Origin of the sequence: Streptomyces sp. NPDC091376 (genome assembly GCF_044757085.1) — a bacterium.
In the GTDB taxonomy this organism is placed as follows: Bacteria; Actinomycetota; Actinomycetes; order Streptomycetales; family Streptomycetaceae; genus Streptomyces; species Streptomyces pratisoli.
This window is the reverse complement of sequence record NZ_JBIVUF010000010.1, coordinates 49,409-66,423: the sequence shown is the minus strand read 5'-3', so window position 1 is coordinate 66,423 and position 17,015 is coordinate 49,409. Positions and strand designations below refer to the sequence as shown.

14 protein-coding genes are annotated in these 17,015 nt (G+C 70.5%); 2 read left to right on the top strand and 12 right to left on the bottom strand.

From position 1 onward, the window contains the following. Positions 1-8: 8 nt before the first annotated feature. From ACIQMR_RS21965 to ACIQMR_RS21920, 10 genes are all read right to left on the bottom strand, one after another. A complete protein-coding gene (locus tag ACIQMR_RS21965) occupies positions 9-1,787 on the bottom strand; it encodes an IucA/IucC family protein (RefSeq protein ID WP_401389751.1) in 1,779 nt (592 codons plus the stop codon). Further along, positions 1,784-2,341 carry a GNAT family N-acetyltransferase gene (locus ACIQMR_RS21960; RefSeq protein WP_401389748.1) on the bottom strand — a complete coding sequence of 186 codons (558 nt, stop codon included), beginning with the start codon at positions 2,339-2,341 and terminating at the stop codon, positions 1,784-1,786. Before ACIQMR_RS21960 ends, ACIQMR_RS21965 begins: the two co-directional genes overlap by 4 nt. Then, entirely contained in the window at positions 2,338-3,618 is a 1,281-nt protein-coding gene (locus ACIQMR_RS21955; protein ID WP_401389745.1) for a lysine N(6)-hydroxylase/L-ornithine N(5)-oxygenase family protein, read from the bottom strand. The genes ACIQMR_RS21960 and ACIQMR_RS21955 overlap by 4 nt, the downstream gene beginning before the upstream one ends. Continuing rightward, on the bottom strand, positions 3,602-5,044 hold the full coding sequence (locus ACIQMR_RS21950) for a pyridoxal phosphate-dependent decarboxylase family protein (protein ID WP_401389742.1): 1,443 nt from the start codon (positions 5,042-5,044) through the stop codon (positions 3,602-3,604). Before ACIQMR_RS21950 ends, ACIQMR_RS21955 begins: the two co-directional genes overlap by 17 nt. A gap of 275 nt (positions 5,045-5,319) precedes the next feature. Continuing rightward, positions 5,320-6,165: a siderophore-interacting protein gene (locus ACIQMR_RS21945; protein ID WP_401389739.1), complete on the bottom strand. Its 846-nt coding sequence runs from the start codon at positions 6,163-6,165 to the stop codon at positions 5,320-5,322. A 2-nt stretch (positions 6,166-6,167) separates the two neighbouring features. After that, positions 6,168-7,208, bottom strand: coding sequence for an ABC transporter substrate-binding protein (locus ACIQMR_RS21940; protein ID WP_401389736.1), 1,041 nt, complete (start codon positions 7,206-7,208; stop codon positions 6,168-6,170). A gap of 168 nt (positions 7,209-7,376) precedes the next feature. Beyond that, entirely contained in the window at positions 7,377-8,543 is a 1,167-nt protein-coding gene (locus tag ACIQMR_RS21935) for an acyl-CoA dehydrogenase family protein (RefSeq protein WP_358669550.1), read from the bottom strand. A gap of 2 nt (positions 8,544-8,545) precedes the next feature. Further along, positions 8,546-9,481, bottom strand: coding sequence for a hydroxymethylglutaryl-CoA lyase (locus tag ACIQMR_RS21930; RefSeq protein ID WP_401390299.1), 936 nt, complete (start codon positions 9,479-9,481; stop codon positions 8,546-8,548). 26 nt (positions 9,482-9,507) lie between these two features. Next, positions 9,508-11,493, bottom strand: a complete 1,986-nt coding sequence (locus ACIQMR_RS21925; RefSeq protein WP_401389732.1) for a biotin carboxylase N-terminal domain-containing protein — start codon at positions 11,491-11,493, stop codon at positions 9,508-9,510. Between the two features lie 29 nt (positions 11,494-11,522). Continuing rightward, on the bottom strand, positions 11,523-13,139 hold the full coding sequence (locus tag ACIQMR_RS21920) for a carboxyl transferase domain-containing protein (protein WP_385477912.1): 1,617 nt from the start codon (positions 13,137-13,139) through the stop codon (positions 11,523-11,525). A gap of 99 nt (positions 13,140-13,238) precedes the next feature. Here ACIQMR_RS21920 and ACIQMR_RS21915 point away from each other — a divergent pair, with 99 nt between their 5' ends. Continuing rightward, positions 13,239-13,832, top strand: coding sequence for a TetR/AcrR family transcriptional regulator (locus ACIQMR_RS21915; protein WP_401389728.1), 594 nt, complete (start codon positions 13,239-13,241; stop codon positions 13,830-13,832). Between the two features lie 71 nt (positions 13,833-13,903). After that, on the top strand, positions 13,904-14,683 hold the full coding sequence (locus ACIQMR_RS21910) for a phosphatase (protein WP_401389725.1): 780 nt from the start codon (positions 13,904-13,906) through the stop codon (positions 14,681-14,683). A gap of 11 nt (positions 14,684-14,694) precedes the next feature. Here ACIQMR_RS21910 and ACIQMR_RS21905 read toward each other — a convergent pair whose 3' ends face one another. Beyond that, positions 14,695-15,786: a cation diffusion facilitator family transporter gene (locus ACIQMR_RS21905; protein WP_401389722.1), complete on the bottom strand. Its 1,092-nt coding sequence runs from the start codon at positions 15,784-15,786 to the stop codon at positions 14,695-14,697. 70 nt (positions 15,787-15,856) lie between these two features. After that, complete coding sequence (locus tag ACIQMR_RS21900) at positions 15,857-16,903, bottom strand: class I SAM-dependent methyltransferase (protein WP_401389719.1); 1,047 nt, start codon at positions 16,901-16,903, stop codon at positions 15,857-15,859. Positions 16,904-17,015: the final 112 nt, after the last annotated feature.

Below are 17,015 nucleotides of genomic sequence, written 5' to 3'. Positions count from 1 at the left end.
CGTCCCGACTACCGGAACCGTGCGATCGGGTTCTCCAGGGTGCCCACCAGCTGGAGCGCGCCCGACGGGTCCGCCAGATCCACCATCTGCTTGTTGTCCCGCAGCTGCAGCCTGTTGAGGCAGGACAGCGCGAACTCCTCGGTGAACATGTCGTACTGGGCGAACTTGTCGGCCAGATGCGGCATCGACTCCTGGTACGCGGTGACGCACTCGGCGACCGTCCGCCAGAACGCGTCCTCGTCCAGTACGCCCTCCGTCGCCAGCGTGGCGCCGAGGAACCGGAAGAAGCAGTCGAAGACGTCCGTGAAGACCGACAGCAGCTTCATGTCCTCGGGGACCTCGGCGCGGACCCGCTCCACCATCGGCGGAAGGACCGCGTCCGGGTCCATCACACAGATCTCCTCGGCGATGTCCTTGAAGATCGCGCGCTGCACCGAGCCGTCCTCGTCGAGGACGAGGATGACGTTCTCGCCGTGCGGCATGTAGACGAGGTCGTACGCGTAGAAGCAGTGCAGCACCGGCAGCAGATAGGCGTCCAGATAGCGGCGCAGCCACACCTCGGGCGCCTGCCCCGACTCGGTGATCAGCGCACCCGCCAACGACTTGCCCGACCGGTCGGTGTGCAGCAGCGAGGCCATCGTGGCCAGCCGCTCACCGTCCTGGATCGTGTTCACCGGGCTCTCGCGCCAGAGCGCGGCGAGCATCTTGCGGTAGGGCGAGAAGCGGTCCGTGGCCGCCTCGTACTCCAGGTGCCGGTAGCCCACCGCCGCGCGCTCGCGGATGATCGAGAAGCGGGCCGCCCGCAGGACGTCGTCGCTCGCGATGAGCGAGGCCAGCCAGTCGTTGATGGCGGGCGTGGCCTCCATGTACGCGGCCGAAAGGCCGCGCATGAAGCCCATGTTGATGACGGACATGGCCGTCTTCACATAGTGCTTGGCCGGGTCGCTGGTGTTGAAGAACGTACGGATCGACTGCTGGGCCAGGTACGCGTCCTCGCCCTCGCCGAGCGCGACCAGCCGGCGCTGGGCCACCTCGGCGGCGAAGGTGACGGAGAGCTTGTTCCACCACTGCCAGGGGTGGACCGGCATCAGCAGATAGTCGTCCGGATCCAGACCGAGGCCGCGCAGCCGGGCGTCGAAGCGGTCCAGGGTCTCCTGGCCCAGCTCGGCCCGCATCAGGTTCTCGTAGCCGAGGTCCGTGCAGGAGGTGAAGGTCGCGCGGGAGCGGTGCGCGGCGACCCACAGCAGCCGGACCGGGGCCGCGGCCTCCGGGGCGTAGCGGTGGTACTCGTGGATGCCGAAGCCGAGCCGTCCGTTGTTGGCGACGAAGCACGGGTGCCCCTCGGTCATCCCCGTCTCGATGGCCTGGAAGTCCGCCGCGGCGAGCGAGGCGGCGGACACCTCGGGCTTGGTGAGCTTGTACGCCGTACCCGACAGCGTGGAGGAGATCTCCTCCAGGTAGACCGGCAGGATCGCGTCGGACAGGCCGAGCGCGCCGCGCAGTTCGGTGAAGAACTCCAGGGCGTCCAGCGGCAGCTCCGCACCGTCGCGGTGGCGGGATATGGAGCCGGCGTCGACCTGCCAGTGGTCGAGCGCGAGCCGGCCGGCGGTGAACCGGTACTCGGTCCTGCCGTCGTCGCTCGACACCACGTACCGGCCCTCGCCCAGGTCACCGGGCGTGAGCAGCCGCTCGTGGGTGAACTCGGCGAGGCCCTTGCGGATCAGCAGGCGGTTGGCCTCGGCCCACAGCTCGGGGGTGAGGTGGGAGACGCTCTCGACGGGGTTCACCGGACCTCGCCTCCCACCGCGGCCTCGAACTGCTCCCGGGTGCAGAAGCTGAGCAGCGCCCTCTTCTCGGGCTTGTCGATCTCACGCTCGGGCACGAAGCCGACGGCCTCGTTGAGCGCGTGCACGGCCTTGTTCGAGACGTCGGGCTCGACGACGACGCGCCGGGTCGCCGGGTCCGCGAACAGCTCCCGCATCACCGCCGTGATCACGGCACGGGTGAATCCGTGCACCGGGTTCTCGGTCGGAGCGACCAGGAAGTGCATGCCGACATCGCCGGGCTCGGGCTCGTACAGCCCGACCAGCTCGACGTACTTCGGGTCGTACCGCTCCATCAGGAACGCGGGCTCGCCGTCATGCAGGCCGATGAACGCGTCGTGGTGCTCGGCGGCCGCGATCGCCATGTACTCCCGCTCGACGTCGTGGAGTTTGGCGTCCTGCATCATCCAGAACGCGGCCTTGGGGTGGGTGACCCAGCCGTGCAGCAGCTCGGCGTCGGCCATCGGGTCGAGGGGACGGACGGAGAACGTCCCCAGGGCGGGGGCGGTGGTGCTCATACGGAGAACTCCTGGAACGCGATCGTCTTCTCTACGGGGTAGTACTCGCTGCCGAGCAGCTCACCGATGATGTACGCGTTGCGGTACGCGCCCATGCCCAGGTCGGGCGAGGTGATCGAGTGCGTGTGCACCCCGGCGTTCTGCAGGAAGATGCCGCGCCCGGTGGTGTCGACCGCGTAGTTGCGGGCGACGTCGAAGCGGCCCTGGCCGTCCCAGCGGATCCGGTCGCGCACCGGCTCCAGGAACTCAGGAGTGACGTACTTGTAGCCGGTGGCCAGGATCAGGCCCTCGGTGTCGAGCGCGAAGTCCTTCTCCTGCTCCTCCTGGCGCAGCCCCAGGGTGTACGTGCCGTCCTCGTACGAGGCCGAGTGGAGCGCGGTGTTGGTGAGCAGCCGCGTCGGGACCGGGCCGCCGAGGTTCTTCTGGTAGAGCAGGTCGAAGATCTCGTTGATGAGTTCGCCGTCGATGCCCTTGAAGAGGTTCTTCTGCTCCGACTCCAGCCGGTAGCGGGTGGTCTCCGGCAGCGCGTGGAAGTAGTCGATGTACTCGGGAGAGGTCATCTCCAGGGTCAGCTTGGTGTACTCCAGCGGGAAGAACCGCGGGGAGCGGGTGACCCAGTTGAGCCGGTAGCCGTGCACGTCGATCTCGGCGAGGAGGTCGTAGTAGATCTCGGCGGCGCTCTGGCCGCTGCCCACCAGCGTGATCGACTTCTTCTTCTGCAGCTCCTCCTTGGACTGGAGGTAGCGGGAGTTGTGGACGAAGTCGCCGCCGAGGCCCTGGCAGGCGTCCGGGACGAACGGCGGGGTGCCGGTGCCCAGGACGAGCCGGCGGGCGCGGAACGTCTCGCCGCCGGTGGTGTGCACGGCGTACAGCTCGCCCTCGGCCTCGTACTCGACCTTGGTCACCGTGGTGCTGAAGCGGATGCTGCTCAGCTTGGCGGCGGCCCAGCGGCAGTAGTCGTTGTACTCGGTGCGCAGCGGATAGAAGTTCTCGCGGATGTAGAACGAGTAGAGCCGCCCCTTCTCCTTCAGATAGTTGAGGAAGGAGTACGGGGAGGTCGGGTCGGCGAGGGTGACCAGGTCCGACATGAAGGGCGTCTGCAGATGCGCGCCGTCGAGGAACATGCCCGAGTGCCATTCGAAGTCCGGCTTGGACTCCAGGAAGACACCGTTCAGTTCGTCGATGGGCTCGGTGAGGCAGGCGAGGCCGAGGTTGAACGGACCGAGTCCGATACCGATGAAATCGTGGATGTCACGGTGCTCAGGAGGCGTGGACAAGGTTCTCTCCAAGGTACTGCTCGGCGTGGCCGGCTATCAGGTCGAGGACGGCGGCGATGTCGTGCACGGTCGTCTCGGGGTTCAGCAGGGTGAATTTGAGGTACTGGCGGCCGTCGACCTTGGTTCCGGCGACGACGGCCTCGCCGGAGGCGAACAGGGCCTTGCGGGCGTAGAGGTTGGCGCGGTCGATCTCGGCGGGCGAGGTGACCTGGGCCGGGATGTAGCGGAAGACCAGGGTGGACAGCTGGGGCTCCACCACGACGTCGTAGCGCGGGTCGCCCGCGAGCAGCTGCCAGCCCTCGGCGGCCAGGTCGCACACCTCGTCGAAGAGGCTGCCGACGCCGTCGGCGCCCATCACGCGCAGCGTCATCCACAGCTTCAGCGCGTCGAAGCGGCGGGTGGTCTGCAGGGACTTGTCGACCTGGTTGGGGATGCGCTCCTCGATGGTGCGCCGGGGGTTGAGGTAGTCCGCGTGGTACGTGGCGTGCCGCAGCGTGACCCCGTCCCGGACCAGCAGGGCCGAGGAACTCACCGGCTGGAAGAAGGACTTGTGGTAGTCGACGGTGACCGAGTCGGCGTGCTCGATGCCGTCCAGACGGTGGCGGCGGGTGGGGGAGGCGAGCAGGCCGCAGCCGTAGGCCGCGTCGACGTGCATCCAGGCCCCGTACTCCTCGCACAGCCCGGCGATCTCGGGCAGCGGGTCGATGGAGCCGAAGTCGGTGGTGCCGGCGGTGGCGACGACCGCCATCGGGACCAGCCCGGCGCGCTTGCACTTCTCCAGCTCGGCGGCGAGGGCCACGGTCTGCATGCGGCGGTCACGGTCGGCCGGGACGGAGACGACGGCGTCGCGGCCGAGGCCGAGGAGGGTCGCGGACTTCTGGACGCTGAAGTGGCTGCACTCGGAGGAGAAGATGCGCAGTTTCGACAGGTCGTCGGTCTTGGCCTCCTCACGGGCCAGCAGCATCGCCTGGAGGTTGGACTGGGTGCCACCGCTGGTGAACACGCCGTCGGCGGCGGGGCCGAGGCCGATCCGGCCGGTCGTCCAGTCGACGAGCCGGCGCTCGATCAGGGTGCCGCCGGCGCTCTGGTCCCAGGTGTCGAGCGAGGAGTTGACGGCGGAGAGAACGGCCTCGCCCAGGACGGCGGGGATGACGACCGGGCAGTTGAGGTGGCCGAGGTAGCGGGGGTGGTGGAAGTAGACCGCGTCGCGCAGATAGACCTCCTCCAGCTCGTCGAGCGCGGCGGTCGCGTTCCCGAGCGGCTGGTCGAGGTCGACGGCGGCGATCGTGGGGGCGAGTTCGTCGGGGGTCACTCCGGTGAACGGCCGCCGGGTCGTGGCGAGTTTGTTCGCCACCCGCTCGACTCCTTCGGTCACGGAGCGCCGATAGTGCTCCGCCGTTGTGTCGTTGAGCAGGTGCGAGCGCATGGCGAGGGTCCTCCCGGGTACGGGGACGGGGTCGCCCCCCGGGGACAGGTGAGGGGTGGGGGCGAGTTCGAACTTAGGTTAGCCTAACCTAATTTCAGACACCACTCGCCCCCTGCTTCCCAGGGGGCACAGCGAGGTGGATCACATTTCGGGGCACGGCGGGGCGGAGTGCGACTGCCGTGCGGGGCGGCGCAGTTGAGGGCCGGACCCCGCATGCCGATCCGGCCCGGTCGGCCGGGCTCGGCTCGGCGAGGCCCCGGCCCGGCAGAGGGACGCTATGCGTCGTCGGGAGTCTCGCGCAGGGCGTCCTCGCTGACGCCCTTGCGCCAGTAGCCGACGAACGTGACGCGCCGGCGGTCGAGTTCGCGCTCGTTCACGAGGTGCCGCCGCAGCGCCTTGACGGAGCCGGACTCGCCCGCGATCCAGGCGTACGGCGTCGAGCCGGTGAACTCGGCGGCGCGCACCGCCTCGACCGCCGACGGCGCTCCCTCGTCCCGCACGAGCCAGGTGAGGGTGGCGTCGGCGGCCGTCGCGGGCTCCAGCGGGTCGCCGGCCGTCGGGACCTCGAGCCAGACCTGTGCGCGCAGACCGGCGGGCAGCGACTCCAGGATCGCCGAAGCGGCGGGGAGCGCCGTCTCGTCCGCCCAGATCAGCACCGAGTCGGCGTCCTCGGGCAGCCGGAAGCGCACGGCGGTGTTGTCGGCGACCGCGGGGCCGAGAACGGTGACCCGGTCTCCGCAGGAAGCTTTCTGCGCCCACCGGCAGGCCGGGCCGCCGTCCTCGTGGACGGCGAAGTCGATGTCGACCTCGCCGTGTTCACCGGCATCGGGGCGCTGCTCGCGAACGGAGTACGAGCGCATCACGGCCCGTACGTCGTCGGGCAGCGCCCGCCAGGCGCCGAGCGTGGCGTACATGTCCCCGTCCTCGGCGACCGGCACGACCGGTTCGTCCTGGCCGGGGTGCGGCAGGAAGAGCGACAGGGACTGATCGCGCCCTCCGGATGCGAAGTCCTTCAGGGCTTCCCCTCCGAACGTGACGCGTACCAGCGACGGGCCGAGCCGCCGCGTCCGTACGACCTGAAGGGGGAAGAAACGGAACGGGGCGGCCACGGCTGTCGACATGGTCAGGCGACCTTCTTCGCGGTCTCGATGGCCTTCGCCAGGTCCTCGAGGATCGGCGTGCACTTCTCGTACGAGTAGATCGGCTCGGTGACGCGAGGGATGACCTGGCCGGCCTTGACGGCGGGCAGCTGGGCCCAGGTCGGCTTGGACTTCAGGGCGTCGGGCTGAAGGGCCGAGGCGCGGTTGTCCATCATGATGATGTCGGCCTTGTACTTGTCGACGTTCTCCCAGCTGAGGCCCTCGAACCAGCCGCCGGCGTCGAGCTTGGTGGGCGTCACGAAGTTGACGCCGAGCTCCTTGAAGTAGAGCGTGTCGGTCGGCCGGGCCGGGGTGGAGATGTAGAACAGGTCGGCGCTCGCGGAGCCGATGAGCACCTTGATCTCGGGCTTGGCCTTCGCGGCGGCGCGCAGCCGGGCGGCGGCCTTCTCGAAGGCGGCCTTGGCGTCGGTGACCTTCTTGGCCTTGACGTCGGCGCCGAGGGACTCGGCCAGGTCGACGTGGCGCTGCAGGACCTTCGGCATCGAGTAGTCCGAGGCCCACAGGGCGACGCTCGGGGCCAGCTTGAGGATCTTGTCCTTGGACTGGTCCGGCACGTACCAGAGGGCGTTCTTCTCCCACATGTCGGTGATCAGCACGTCCGGCGCGAGCGCCGCGTACTGCTCGACGTTGAACTCGCCCCACACGTTGCCGAGGACCTTGACCTTGTTGATGTCGAGGTCGCCCGCCTGGACGTCCGGCGTCTTGGTGCCCTTCGCCTTGTCCTCGACGTACGTCGGGCCGAAGACGCCCTTCACCTCGATGCCGAAGTCGTGGAGCGCGGCCGCCATGCCGGTGAAGGCGACGATGTTCTTGGGGGCGGCCTTCGTCTTGGCGACCTGCCCGCGGTCGTCCTTGAACTCCCAGGGGCCGCTCTTCTTCGCGTCGGAAGCCGAGTCGCTCTTGTTGTCGGAGCCGCAGGCGGTGAGTGCGGCGCCGAGGCCGATGGCGCCGCCCGCGGCGAGCAGGCCGCGGCGGGTGAGGTGGGAAGCACGGGCATTGGGCATGAGGGTTTCGCTTTCGGTGCGTGCCGTGTGGCGGCCTCTGGGCAAGTCGAAGGTAGGTTAGCCTAACCTCAGATCATGTCCATGGGCGGCCCCCCGTGACGCTGATCACCGCCCGGGGACGGTCGGGACCGTCCCCGGGCGATCGCCGCCGCGGCGTCCGGGTGCGGACTACCCGGTCAGGCCCAACTCCCTTGCGATCAGCATGCGCTGGACCTCGCTCGTGCCCTCGCCGATCTCCAGGATCTTGGAGTCCCGCCACATCCTGGCCACCGGGTACTCGTTCATGAAGCCGTACCCGCCGTGGATCTGGGTGGCCTCGCGCGCGTTGTCGACGGCGACCGTCGAGGAGTACAGCTTCGCCACCGCCGCCTCCTTCTTGAAGGGCTCACCGAGGACGAGCCGGGACGCCGCGTCCCGCCAGCCGATCCTCGCCATGTGCGCCCGCATCTCCATGTCGGCGATCTTGAACTGGATGGCCTGGTTGCCGGCGATCGGGCGGCCGAAGGCGTGGCGCTCCTTCGCGTACTTCACGGACTCGTCCACACAGCCCTGGGCCAGGCCCGTGGCGAGCGCGGCGATCGCGATCCGGCCCTCGTCGAGGATGCGCAGGAACTGGGCGTAGCCACGGCCCTCCTCGCCCAGCAGGTTCGCGAAGGGCACACGGACGTCGGAGAACGACAACTCCCGGGTGTCCGACGCGTTCCACCCGACCTTCGAGTACGGGGCGGCGACGGTGAAGCCGGGGGTGCCGGACGGGACGATGATCGAGGAGATGAGCGGCTTGCCCTCGGGGGTGCGGCCGGTGACCGCGGTGACCGTGACCAGGCCCGTGATGTCCGTACCGGAGTTGGTGATGAAGCACTTGGAGCCGTTGATCACCCACTCGCCGGTCTTCTCGTCGCGCACGGCCGTGGTCTTCGTGCCGCCCGCGTCGGAACCGGCGTCCGGCTCGGTCAGCCCGAAGGCGCCGAGCATCTCACCGGAGCACAGCCGGGGCAGCCACTCGCGCTTCTGCTCCTCGGTGCCGAAGAGGTGGAGGGGCATGGCGCCCAGCGACACCCCGGCCTCCAGGGTGATCGCGACCGAGGAGTCGACACGGGCCAGCTCCTCCAGGGCGATACCGAGGGCGAGGTAGTCGCCGCCCATGCCGCCGTACTCCTCGGGGAAGGGCAGGCCGAACAGGCCCATCCGGCCCATCTCGCGGACGATTTCGTACGGGAACTCGTGCCGCTCGTAGAAGTCGCCGATCTTCGGGGCGACCACGTCGTGGGCGAACTCCTCGACGGTGCGGCGGAGTTCCTCGTGCTCAGGGGTGAGGCGGTGGTCGAGCGACATGGCTAGGACTCCTTGTGGGAAGCCGTGCCCGCAAGGGCGCGAACGGTGCGGGAGGGGCTGGGACGGCCCAGCTGCTCGGCCATCCACACGCTGGTGGCGGTGAGCCGGCCGAGGTCGACCCCGGTTTCGATGCCGAGGCCGTGGAGCATCCACACGAGGTCTTCGGTGGCGAGGTTTCCGGTGGCGCTCTTCGCGTACGGGCAGCCGCCCAGGCCGCCCGCTGAGGCGTCGATGGTGGTGACGCCGTGCTCCAGTGCCGCGAAGGTGTTGGCCAGCGCCTGGCCGTAGGTGTCGTGGAAGTGCACCCCGATGGCGCTGGTGGGCACGCCCTCCTCGTTCAGCTCGGCGAGGAGAGAGAGGACGTGGCCCGGGGTGGCGACACCGATCGTGTCGCCGAGGCTCAGCTCGTCGCAGCCCAGGTCCATCAGCCGCCTGGCCACACGGACGACCTGGTGGACCGGGACCTTGCCCTCCCAGGGGTCGCCGAAGCACATCGACAGATAGCCGCGGACATGGATCTTGTCGTCCTTGGCGCGGGCAACGACCGGCTCGAACATCGCGAGCGACTCGTCGATCGTGCGATTGAGATTGCGGGCCGCGAAGGTCTCCGTCGCGGACCCGAACACCGCGATCCGGCGCGCACCGAGGGCGATGGCACGGTCCAGTCCGCGTTCGTTCGGCACGAGGACGGGCAGGGCGACGCCCTCGATGTCCGCGAGCCGGGGGAACAGCTCCTCGGCGTCGGCCAGCTGCGGCACCCACCGGGGGTGGACGAAGCTGGTCGCCTCCACGGTCGTCAGCCCGGCGCCGGCGAGCCGGTGGACGAACTCCGCCTTGACGTCCGTCGGGACGGTCTCCTTCTCGTTCTGCAGCCCGTCCCGGGGGCCGACCTCATGGATCCGCACCCGCGGCGGAAGGTCCGTGGCGGGCACCTCCATCGGCAACCCCAGTGCCAGTACCTCGCTCATCGCCCGCCCTCCTTCTCGCCGTCCTGGTGCGGGGTGACGACAGCGAGCAGCTGGTCCATGGCGACCGTGGCGCCCGGTGTGACGTCCAGCTCGGTGACGGTGCCGGCGTGCGGGGCGGAGATGACGTGCTCCATCTTCATCGCCTCGACCACGAGCAGACTCTGCCCGGCGGCGACCTCCTCGCCCACCGCCACCTTCACGACCGTGACGGTGCCGGGCATGGGCGCGGCGAGCGTGTCCGCGCCCGCGTGGGCGGCGCCGCCGAGATCCGCCGCGACCGGATCGTGGTCCTGGACGTGCCACGAGTCGCCGTCCCGGCCGAGCCAGCTCCCTCCGGGAGCCGTGGCGTGGCTGAAGGTGTGCCTGACACCGCCCAGTTCGACGGTGACGGTGCTCCCGTCCGGTGCGGCGCCCCGGGTGTTCCCGGGGGAGCGGACCTCGACGGGGTCGTGGCCCGGGACCCGGAAGTGGTGCACCGCCGCCGCCGGTTCGCCGCCGAGCCGCCAGCCGCTCGGGACCGAGAACGGGTCGACCCAGCCGTCCGGGCCGGCGGCAGGCGCCGGCCGTCTCAGCAGCGCCGCCGCCTCGTACACCTCCGTGGGCACGACGGTGTCGACCAGCCCGTCCACCTCGCGCTCCACGAGCCCCGTGTCCAGGTCGCCCGTGACCACCGAGGGATGGGCCAGCAGCCGGCGCAGGAAGCCCGCGTTCGTCGGAACGCCCAGGATGACCGTGTCCGCCAGGGCGGCGCGCAGCCTGCGCAGCGCGGTCGCGCGGTCGGGGCCGTACGCGATGACCTTCGACAGCATCGGGTCGTAGAGGCTGGACACCTCCACGCCCTCGGTCAGGCCCGAGTCGGTGCGGACACCGTCACCCTGGGGTTCGCGCAGGGACAGGACCGTGCCACCGGAGGGGAGGAATCCACGGGAAGGATCCTCGGCGCAGATACGGGCCTCGACGGCGTGGCCGGTGAGGCTGATGTCGTCCTGCGTGAAGGGGAGCTTCTCGCCCGCCGCGACCCGGAGCTGCCACTCCACCAGGTCCAGGCCGCCCCCCGCGATCGACACGACCAGCTCGGTCACCGGGTGCTCGACCTGGAGACGGGTGTTCATCTCCATGAAGTAGTACGACGACGGGTCGCCGCCCGGGACGATGAACTCGACCGTGCCCGCGCCCCGGTACCCGCAGGAGCGAGCCGCCTGGACCGCCGCCTCGCCCATCGCCGCGCGGGTCTTCTCGTCCAGGAGGACGGACGGCGCCTCCTCGATGATCTTCTGGTGGCGGCGCTGCAGCGAGCACTCGCGCTCGCCGAGATGCACCACGTTCCCGTGCCCGTCGGCGAGTACCTGGATCTCGATGTGCCGCGGACGCTCGACCCACCGCTCCACGAGCAGTGTGTCGTCGCCGAACGATGCCCGAGCCTCGCGCCGGGCGGCCGCGATCTCCTCCAGCAGCGCCGACTCGACGCGCGTGAGGCGCATGCCCTTGCCGCCGCCGCCCGCCGAGGGCTTCAGCAGCACCGGCATCCCGATCTCCCGGGCGGCCTCGGCCAGTTGGTCGTCCGTGAGACCTGAGCCCGAGGAGCCCGGCACGACGGGCACTCCGGCGGCCCGCACGGTCTCCTTGGCGCGGATCTTGTCGCCCATCAGGGAGATCGCCTCGGCCGGCGGCCCGATGAAGACCAGGCCGGCGTCCGCGCAGGCCTGCGCGAATCCCGCGTTCTCCGCGAGGAAGCCGTAACCGGGGTGGACCGCCTGGGCCCCGCTGCGGCGGGCCGCGTCCAGGAGCCGCTCGACCGAGAGATAGCTCTCCGCCGCCGGCGCCGGCCCCAGCCGCACAGCCGTGTCCGCCTCCCGGACGTGCCGGGCGTCGGCGTCCGCGTCGCTGAACACGGCGACCGAACGCACCCCCAGGGCCCGCAGCGTACGGATGACGCGGACCGCGATCTCGCCTCGGTTGGCGACCAGAACAGTGTCGAACATTGCCTGTCCTTCGAGTGTCACAGCAGTCCTCACATCCGGAAGACGCCGAAGCCGGGCTCACCCAGCGGGGCGTTGGCGCACGCGGTCAGAGCCAGACCCAGCACCTGCCGGGTCTCCAGCGGGTCGATGACCCCGTCGTCCCAGAGCCGGGCCGTCGCGTAATAGGCGTTGCCCTGCTGCTCGTACTGGGCGCGGATCGGGGCCTTGAAGGCCTCTTCCTCCTCGGCCGGCCACGCCTCGCCGCGGCCCTCGATCTGGTCGCGCTTGACGGTCGCGAGCACCGAGGCGGCCTGCTCGCCGCCCATGACCGAGATCTTGGCGTTGGGCCACATCCACAGGAAGCGCGGCGAATAGGCCCGTCCGCACATCGAGTAGTTCCCCGCGCCGTACGAGCCGCCGACGACGACCGTCAGCTTCGGCACGCGGGTGCAGGCGACGGCCGTCACCATCTTCGCGCCGTGCTTGGCGATGCCCCCGGCCTCGTAGTCCTTGCCGACCATGAATCCCGAGATGTTCTGCAGGAAGAGCAGGGGGATCCCGCGCTGGTCGCACAGCTCGATGAAGTGCGCGCCCTTCTGGGCGGATTCGGCGAACAGGATGCCGTTGTTGGCGACGATCCCGACCGGGTGGCCGTGGATCCGGGCGAAGCCGGTGATCAGGGTCGTGCCGAACTCGGACTTGAACTCGGCGAACCGCGAGCCGTCCACGATCCGGGCGATGACCTCACGCGCGTCGTACGGCGTGCGGGAATCCACCGGCACCGCACCGTACAGCCCGAACGGATCGACCTTGGGCTCCTCGGCCGGCTCCACCGACCAGGGGAGCGGGCCGCGCTCCGGCAGGGTCGCCACGATGTTCCGCACGATCCTCAGCGCGTGCGCGTCGTTCTCCGCGAGATGGTCCGTGACACCGGAGACGCGGGAGTGGACCTCGCCGCCGCCCAGCTCCTCGGCCGTGACGACCTCGCCCGTCGCGGCCTTCACCAGCGGCGGTCCGCCCAGGAAGATCGTCCCCTGGTTCCGCACGATCACGGCTTCGTCGCTCATCGCCGGGACGTAGGCGCCGCCGGCCGTGCAGGAGCCGAGCACCGCCGCGATCTGCGGGATCCGGGCACCGGAGAGCCGTGCCTGGTTGTAGAAGATGCGGCCGAAGTGCTCACGGTCGGGGAAGACCTCGTCCTGCATCGGCAGGAAGGCGCCGCCCGAGTCGACGAGATAGACGCACGGCAGCCGGTTCTCCAGCGCCACCTCCTGGGCGCGGAGATGCTTCTTGACCGTCATCGGGTAGTACGTGCCGCCCTTGACCGTGGCGTCATTGGCGACGACCACCACCTCGCGGCCGCTGACCCGGCCGATACCGGCGATCACCCCGGCGGCCGGGGCCTGCCCGTCGTACATGCCGTCGGCCGCGAGCGGGGCCAGCTCCAGGAACGGAGAGCCCGGATCCAGCAGCGTGTCCACGCGGTCCCGGGGCAGCAGCTTCCCGCGCGCGGTGTGCCGCGCCCGGGCTCTCTCCCCGCCGCCCAGCCGGGCCGCCGCCAGCTTCGCGCGCAGCGTGTCGGCCAGGGCGTGGTGTGCCGCCTCGTTGGCCTGCCAGGCATCGGAGGCGGGATCCGCCGCACTCGTCAGCACAGGTGCTTGCCGCATCGTGTCGAGCCCCCTGTCAGAGCATCGTTCTTGTTAATGAGCGTTAACCCATTTCCCACAGGTTAACGAGCGCTAACTGGCTTGTCTAGAATCAATGGCATGACCACCAGGACCGACGCGCCGACCCGCCGCGAACAGATCCTCAAGGAGGCCGCCCGGCTCTTCGCCGAGCGCGGCTTCCACGGCGTCGGCGTCGACGAGATAGGCGCCGCCGTGGGTATCAGCGGGCCCGGGCTGTACCGGCACTTCGCCGGCAAGGACGCGATGCTCGCCGAGCTGCTGGTCGGCATCTCCGGCCGGCTGCTGGACGGCGGCAGGCGCCGGGTCGCCGAGGCCGACGGCGTCCCGGAGCAGGTGCTCTCCTCGCTCATCGACGGGCACATCGACTTCGCCCTCGACGACCGTCCGCTGATCACCCTGCACGACCGCGAGCTGGACCGGCTGCGCGACAGCGACCGCAAGCTCGTGCGGCAGCTGCAGCGCCAGTACGTCGAGCTGTGGGTGGACGTGGTCCGCACCCTGCACCCCGACGCCACCGAGGGCCAGGTCCGGGCGGCCGTCCACGCCGTGTTCGGCCTGCTCAACTCCACTCCCCACCTCGGCTCGTACGGGAACGGCCTGCCGGGCCGTGCCGCCATGGAGGTGCTGCTGCGCAAGCTGGCCCACGGGGCGTTCGCGTCACTGTCGGCGTGAAACGGCCGCGACGGCCGTCCGGCCACCGGGACGCCAAGCACGCTCCGCACACCGGACGGCACAATGGGCACATGCCGATACCGAACCGTGCCGCTCTCGTCGACCACCTCGTCCGCACACGTATCGCCGGAGACGTCGCCACCCCACGCGACAACAACCTCTCCCACTACCGCAAGCTCGCCAACGGGGACCGCCACTACTGGCTCGGCCTGGAGCTCGGCGACCGCTGGAGCGACGAGCAGGACGTACTGGCCGTCATGGCCGAGCGCTGCGGGGTCAACGACGATCCGCAGTACCGGTTCGGGCAGGACACCATCGACCCGGAGCTGACCGTCGACGCGCTGGACCGGATGGCCGCACGGCTGAAGGAGGCCGCCGCGGGACAGGAGTCGGTGCTCTTCGCGACCGGTCACCCGGGCGGGCTGCTCGACGTGCACCGGCAGACGGCGGACGCGCTCAGATCCGCGGGCTGCGAGATCGTCCGGATCCCGTCCGGGCTCATGGCCGACGAGGGCATGGTCTTCCAGTTCGCCGATGTCGCGATGCTGGAGCGCGGCGCGACGCTCTGGCACACCCACTCCCCGGCGCCGATGGCCGCGATCCTCGACGGACTGGAGCGGGAGGGACGGCCCCGGCCGGACCTCGTGGTCGCCGACCACGGCTGGGCGGGCTGCGCGGGCCAGCGGGGCATCGACGCCGTCGGATACGCCGACTGCAACGACCCGGCGCTGTTCATCGCCGAGGCGGAGGGCACCCTCCAGGTCACCGTCCCGCTGGACGACCACGTCACGGACCCGCGCTTCTACGACCCGCTGACGGCCTACCTCCTGGAGGCCGCGGGCCTTCTCTGACCCCGGACGGTTCACCGGCCCCCGTCGGGCGGCCGTGCGTCGTGCACACCCGCGGGCCGTACCTGGTGCACCCCCGGTGTCGCGTCCAGATACACCCTGCGGATCGCCGGGAAGCGCTGGCGCAGCTGTTCCTCGGCGTCCTCGCAGGCCCACTCGACCTGCTCGGCCGAGGCGACGTCCCGGAAGTTCACCTTCGCGGCGATCAGGATCTCGGTGGGGCCCTGGATCAGCGTGGTCAGCTCCAGCACGTCGACGACGTGCGGCACGGTGAGCAGCTCCTCGTGCACCGCGTCGCGCATCGACGGCGGCAGCGGCCGCCCGATCAGCAGCTGGGCGTTGCTGCGGCCCAGCACCCAGGCGACGTACACCAGCAGCAGCCCGATGAGGATCGAGGCGATGCCGTCCCAGACGGAGGAGCCCGTGAGCTGCGCCCCGGCCAGACCGCCCGCCGCCAGCAGCAGACCGCTCAGCCCCGCGGCGTCCTCCATCACCACGGCCTTGACCGCGGTGTCCGGGGTGTAGCGCAGATAGCGCCGCGCGGGCGTGCCGAAGTGTGCCGCCTCCCCGCGGATCTGCCGTACACCGGTCCGCAGCGAGTAGCCCTCCAGCACGGCGGCGACGGCGAGCACGATGTACGAGGGCAGCGGATCGCCCAGCTCCTCGCCCCGCGCGAGGGTGTGGACGCCGTCGTAGACGGAGAAGACCGCACCGCCGACGAACGTGGCGACGGACGCGAGCATCGCCCAGACATACCGCTCGGGCCCGTACCCGAGCGGATGCTCCTCGTCGGCCGGCTTCGCGCTCCGCTTGAGCGCGGTCAGCAGCAGCACCTCGGTGACGGTGTCCGCGACCGAGTGGGCGGCCTCGGAGAGCATCGCGCTCGAACCGCTGATCACTCCGGCGACGGCCTTCGCCACCGCGATGCCGAGATTCGCCAACGCCGCGACGATCACCGTGAAGGTGCTCTCCGGCACCTCCCCGGGCTCGATCCGCTCCGGCGGCGGTACGGGGGCGTCGGCCGGCTCACCGACGGGGCCGCCGGGCGGTCCGACGGGACCGCCCGGTCGCTCCGGGCCGCCGCCGGTGATCTTGTCGCTCGCCATGAAGGGAGCGTATGTCCGTTGTGTCCGGGCCGCGCGGGCGTCGTTCCTCCACGCCCGCGCCACCGGAGGCTCACGGCCGGATCTCGTACACCAGGTTGAACGCGGTCCGGGCGGCGCGACGGAACCGGGTGAAGCCGGCGTCGGCCATCACCTGGCGGATCGCGGCCTCGCCGGCCTGCGCGCCCAGTGCACGGCCGCCCGGCTGGGAGAGCCCGTTGGGCACGCACAGGAACGTGGAGCCGCTGTAGTACAGCCGACCGACCGGGTTGAAGTTCTCCTCGACCTCGTCGGAGGCGAACGGCTCCACCAGCAGCCATGTGCCGTCCGGGGCCAGCGCCTCCCGCACCCGCCGAGCGGCGCCGAGCGGATCGCCCATGTCGTGCAGGCAGTCGAACATCATGACCAGGTCGTAGTCCGTGCCCGAGAAGGTCTGCGCGCTCGCCACCTCGAAGGCGACCTGGCCGCCGCTCCCGGCTTCCGCGGCCTTCTTGCGCGCCCGCTCGATCGACTCGGCGTGGCAGTCCGAGCCGACGACGGAGGTACGGGGGTAGGCCTCGGCCAGGAGCAGCGACGAGGAGCCGAGGCCGCAGCCGAGGTCGGCCACGCGGGCCCCGGCGGTCAGCTTCTCGTCGACGCCGTCAAGCGCCGGGATCCAGTTCGGGATCAGCTCGGCCACGTAGCCGGGCCGGTAGAACGCGTCACACCCGACGAAGACGTCCTCGTCGTGTTCGTGCCAGGCGACACCCTCGCCGGTACGGAAGGCCTCGGTGATGCGCGGCTCGGCGCGCAGATACCCGAGCACGACGAGGAACGCCGCCGGCACGTCCGGGCCGTCCGGGTCGGCCAGGCAGAACGCCTGCTCCTCGGTCAGTGAGAACGCCTCCGTCGCCGGGTCGTAGCTCACGTACCCGCCCGCGGCCTGTCCGCGCAGCCACTCGGTCAGATACCGCACGTGGCAACCGGTCCGCTCGGCGAACTGCTCAGGCGTCGCCGCGCCCTGGGCGAGCGCGCGATAGAGGCCGAGCCGGTGACCGATCACCACCGATCCGGCGGCGCCGGCGGCGCCCAGGTCCGCCACGAACCGCCCGAGGAACTCCTGCACCTTGTCGTGGTCCATCACCGGGCTCCTTCCCTGCCGCCGGACCGGACCGTTCCGGTCACGGCAGAAAGCCTCGACGGGAGACCTCTCACGGCCCTCGCACGAGCTGTCACGGCCCTCGCACGAGCCG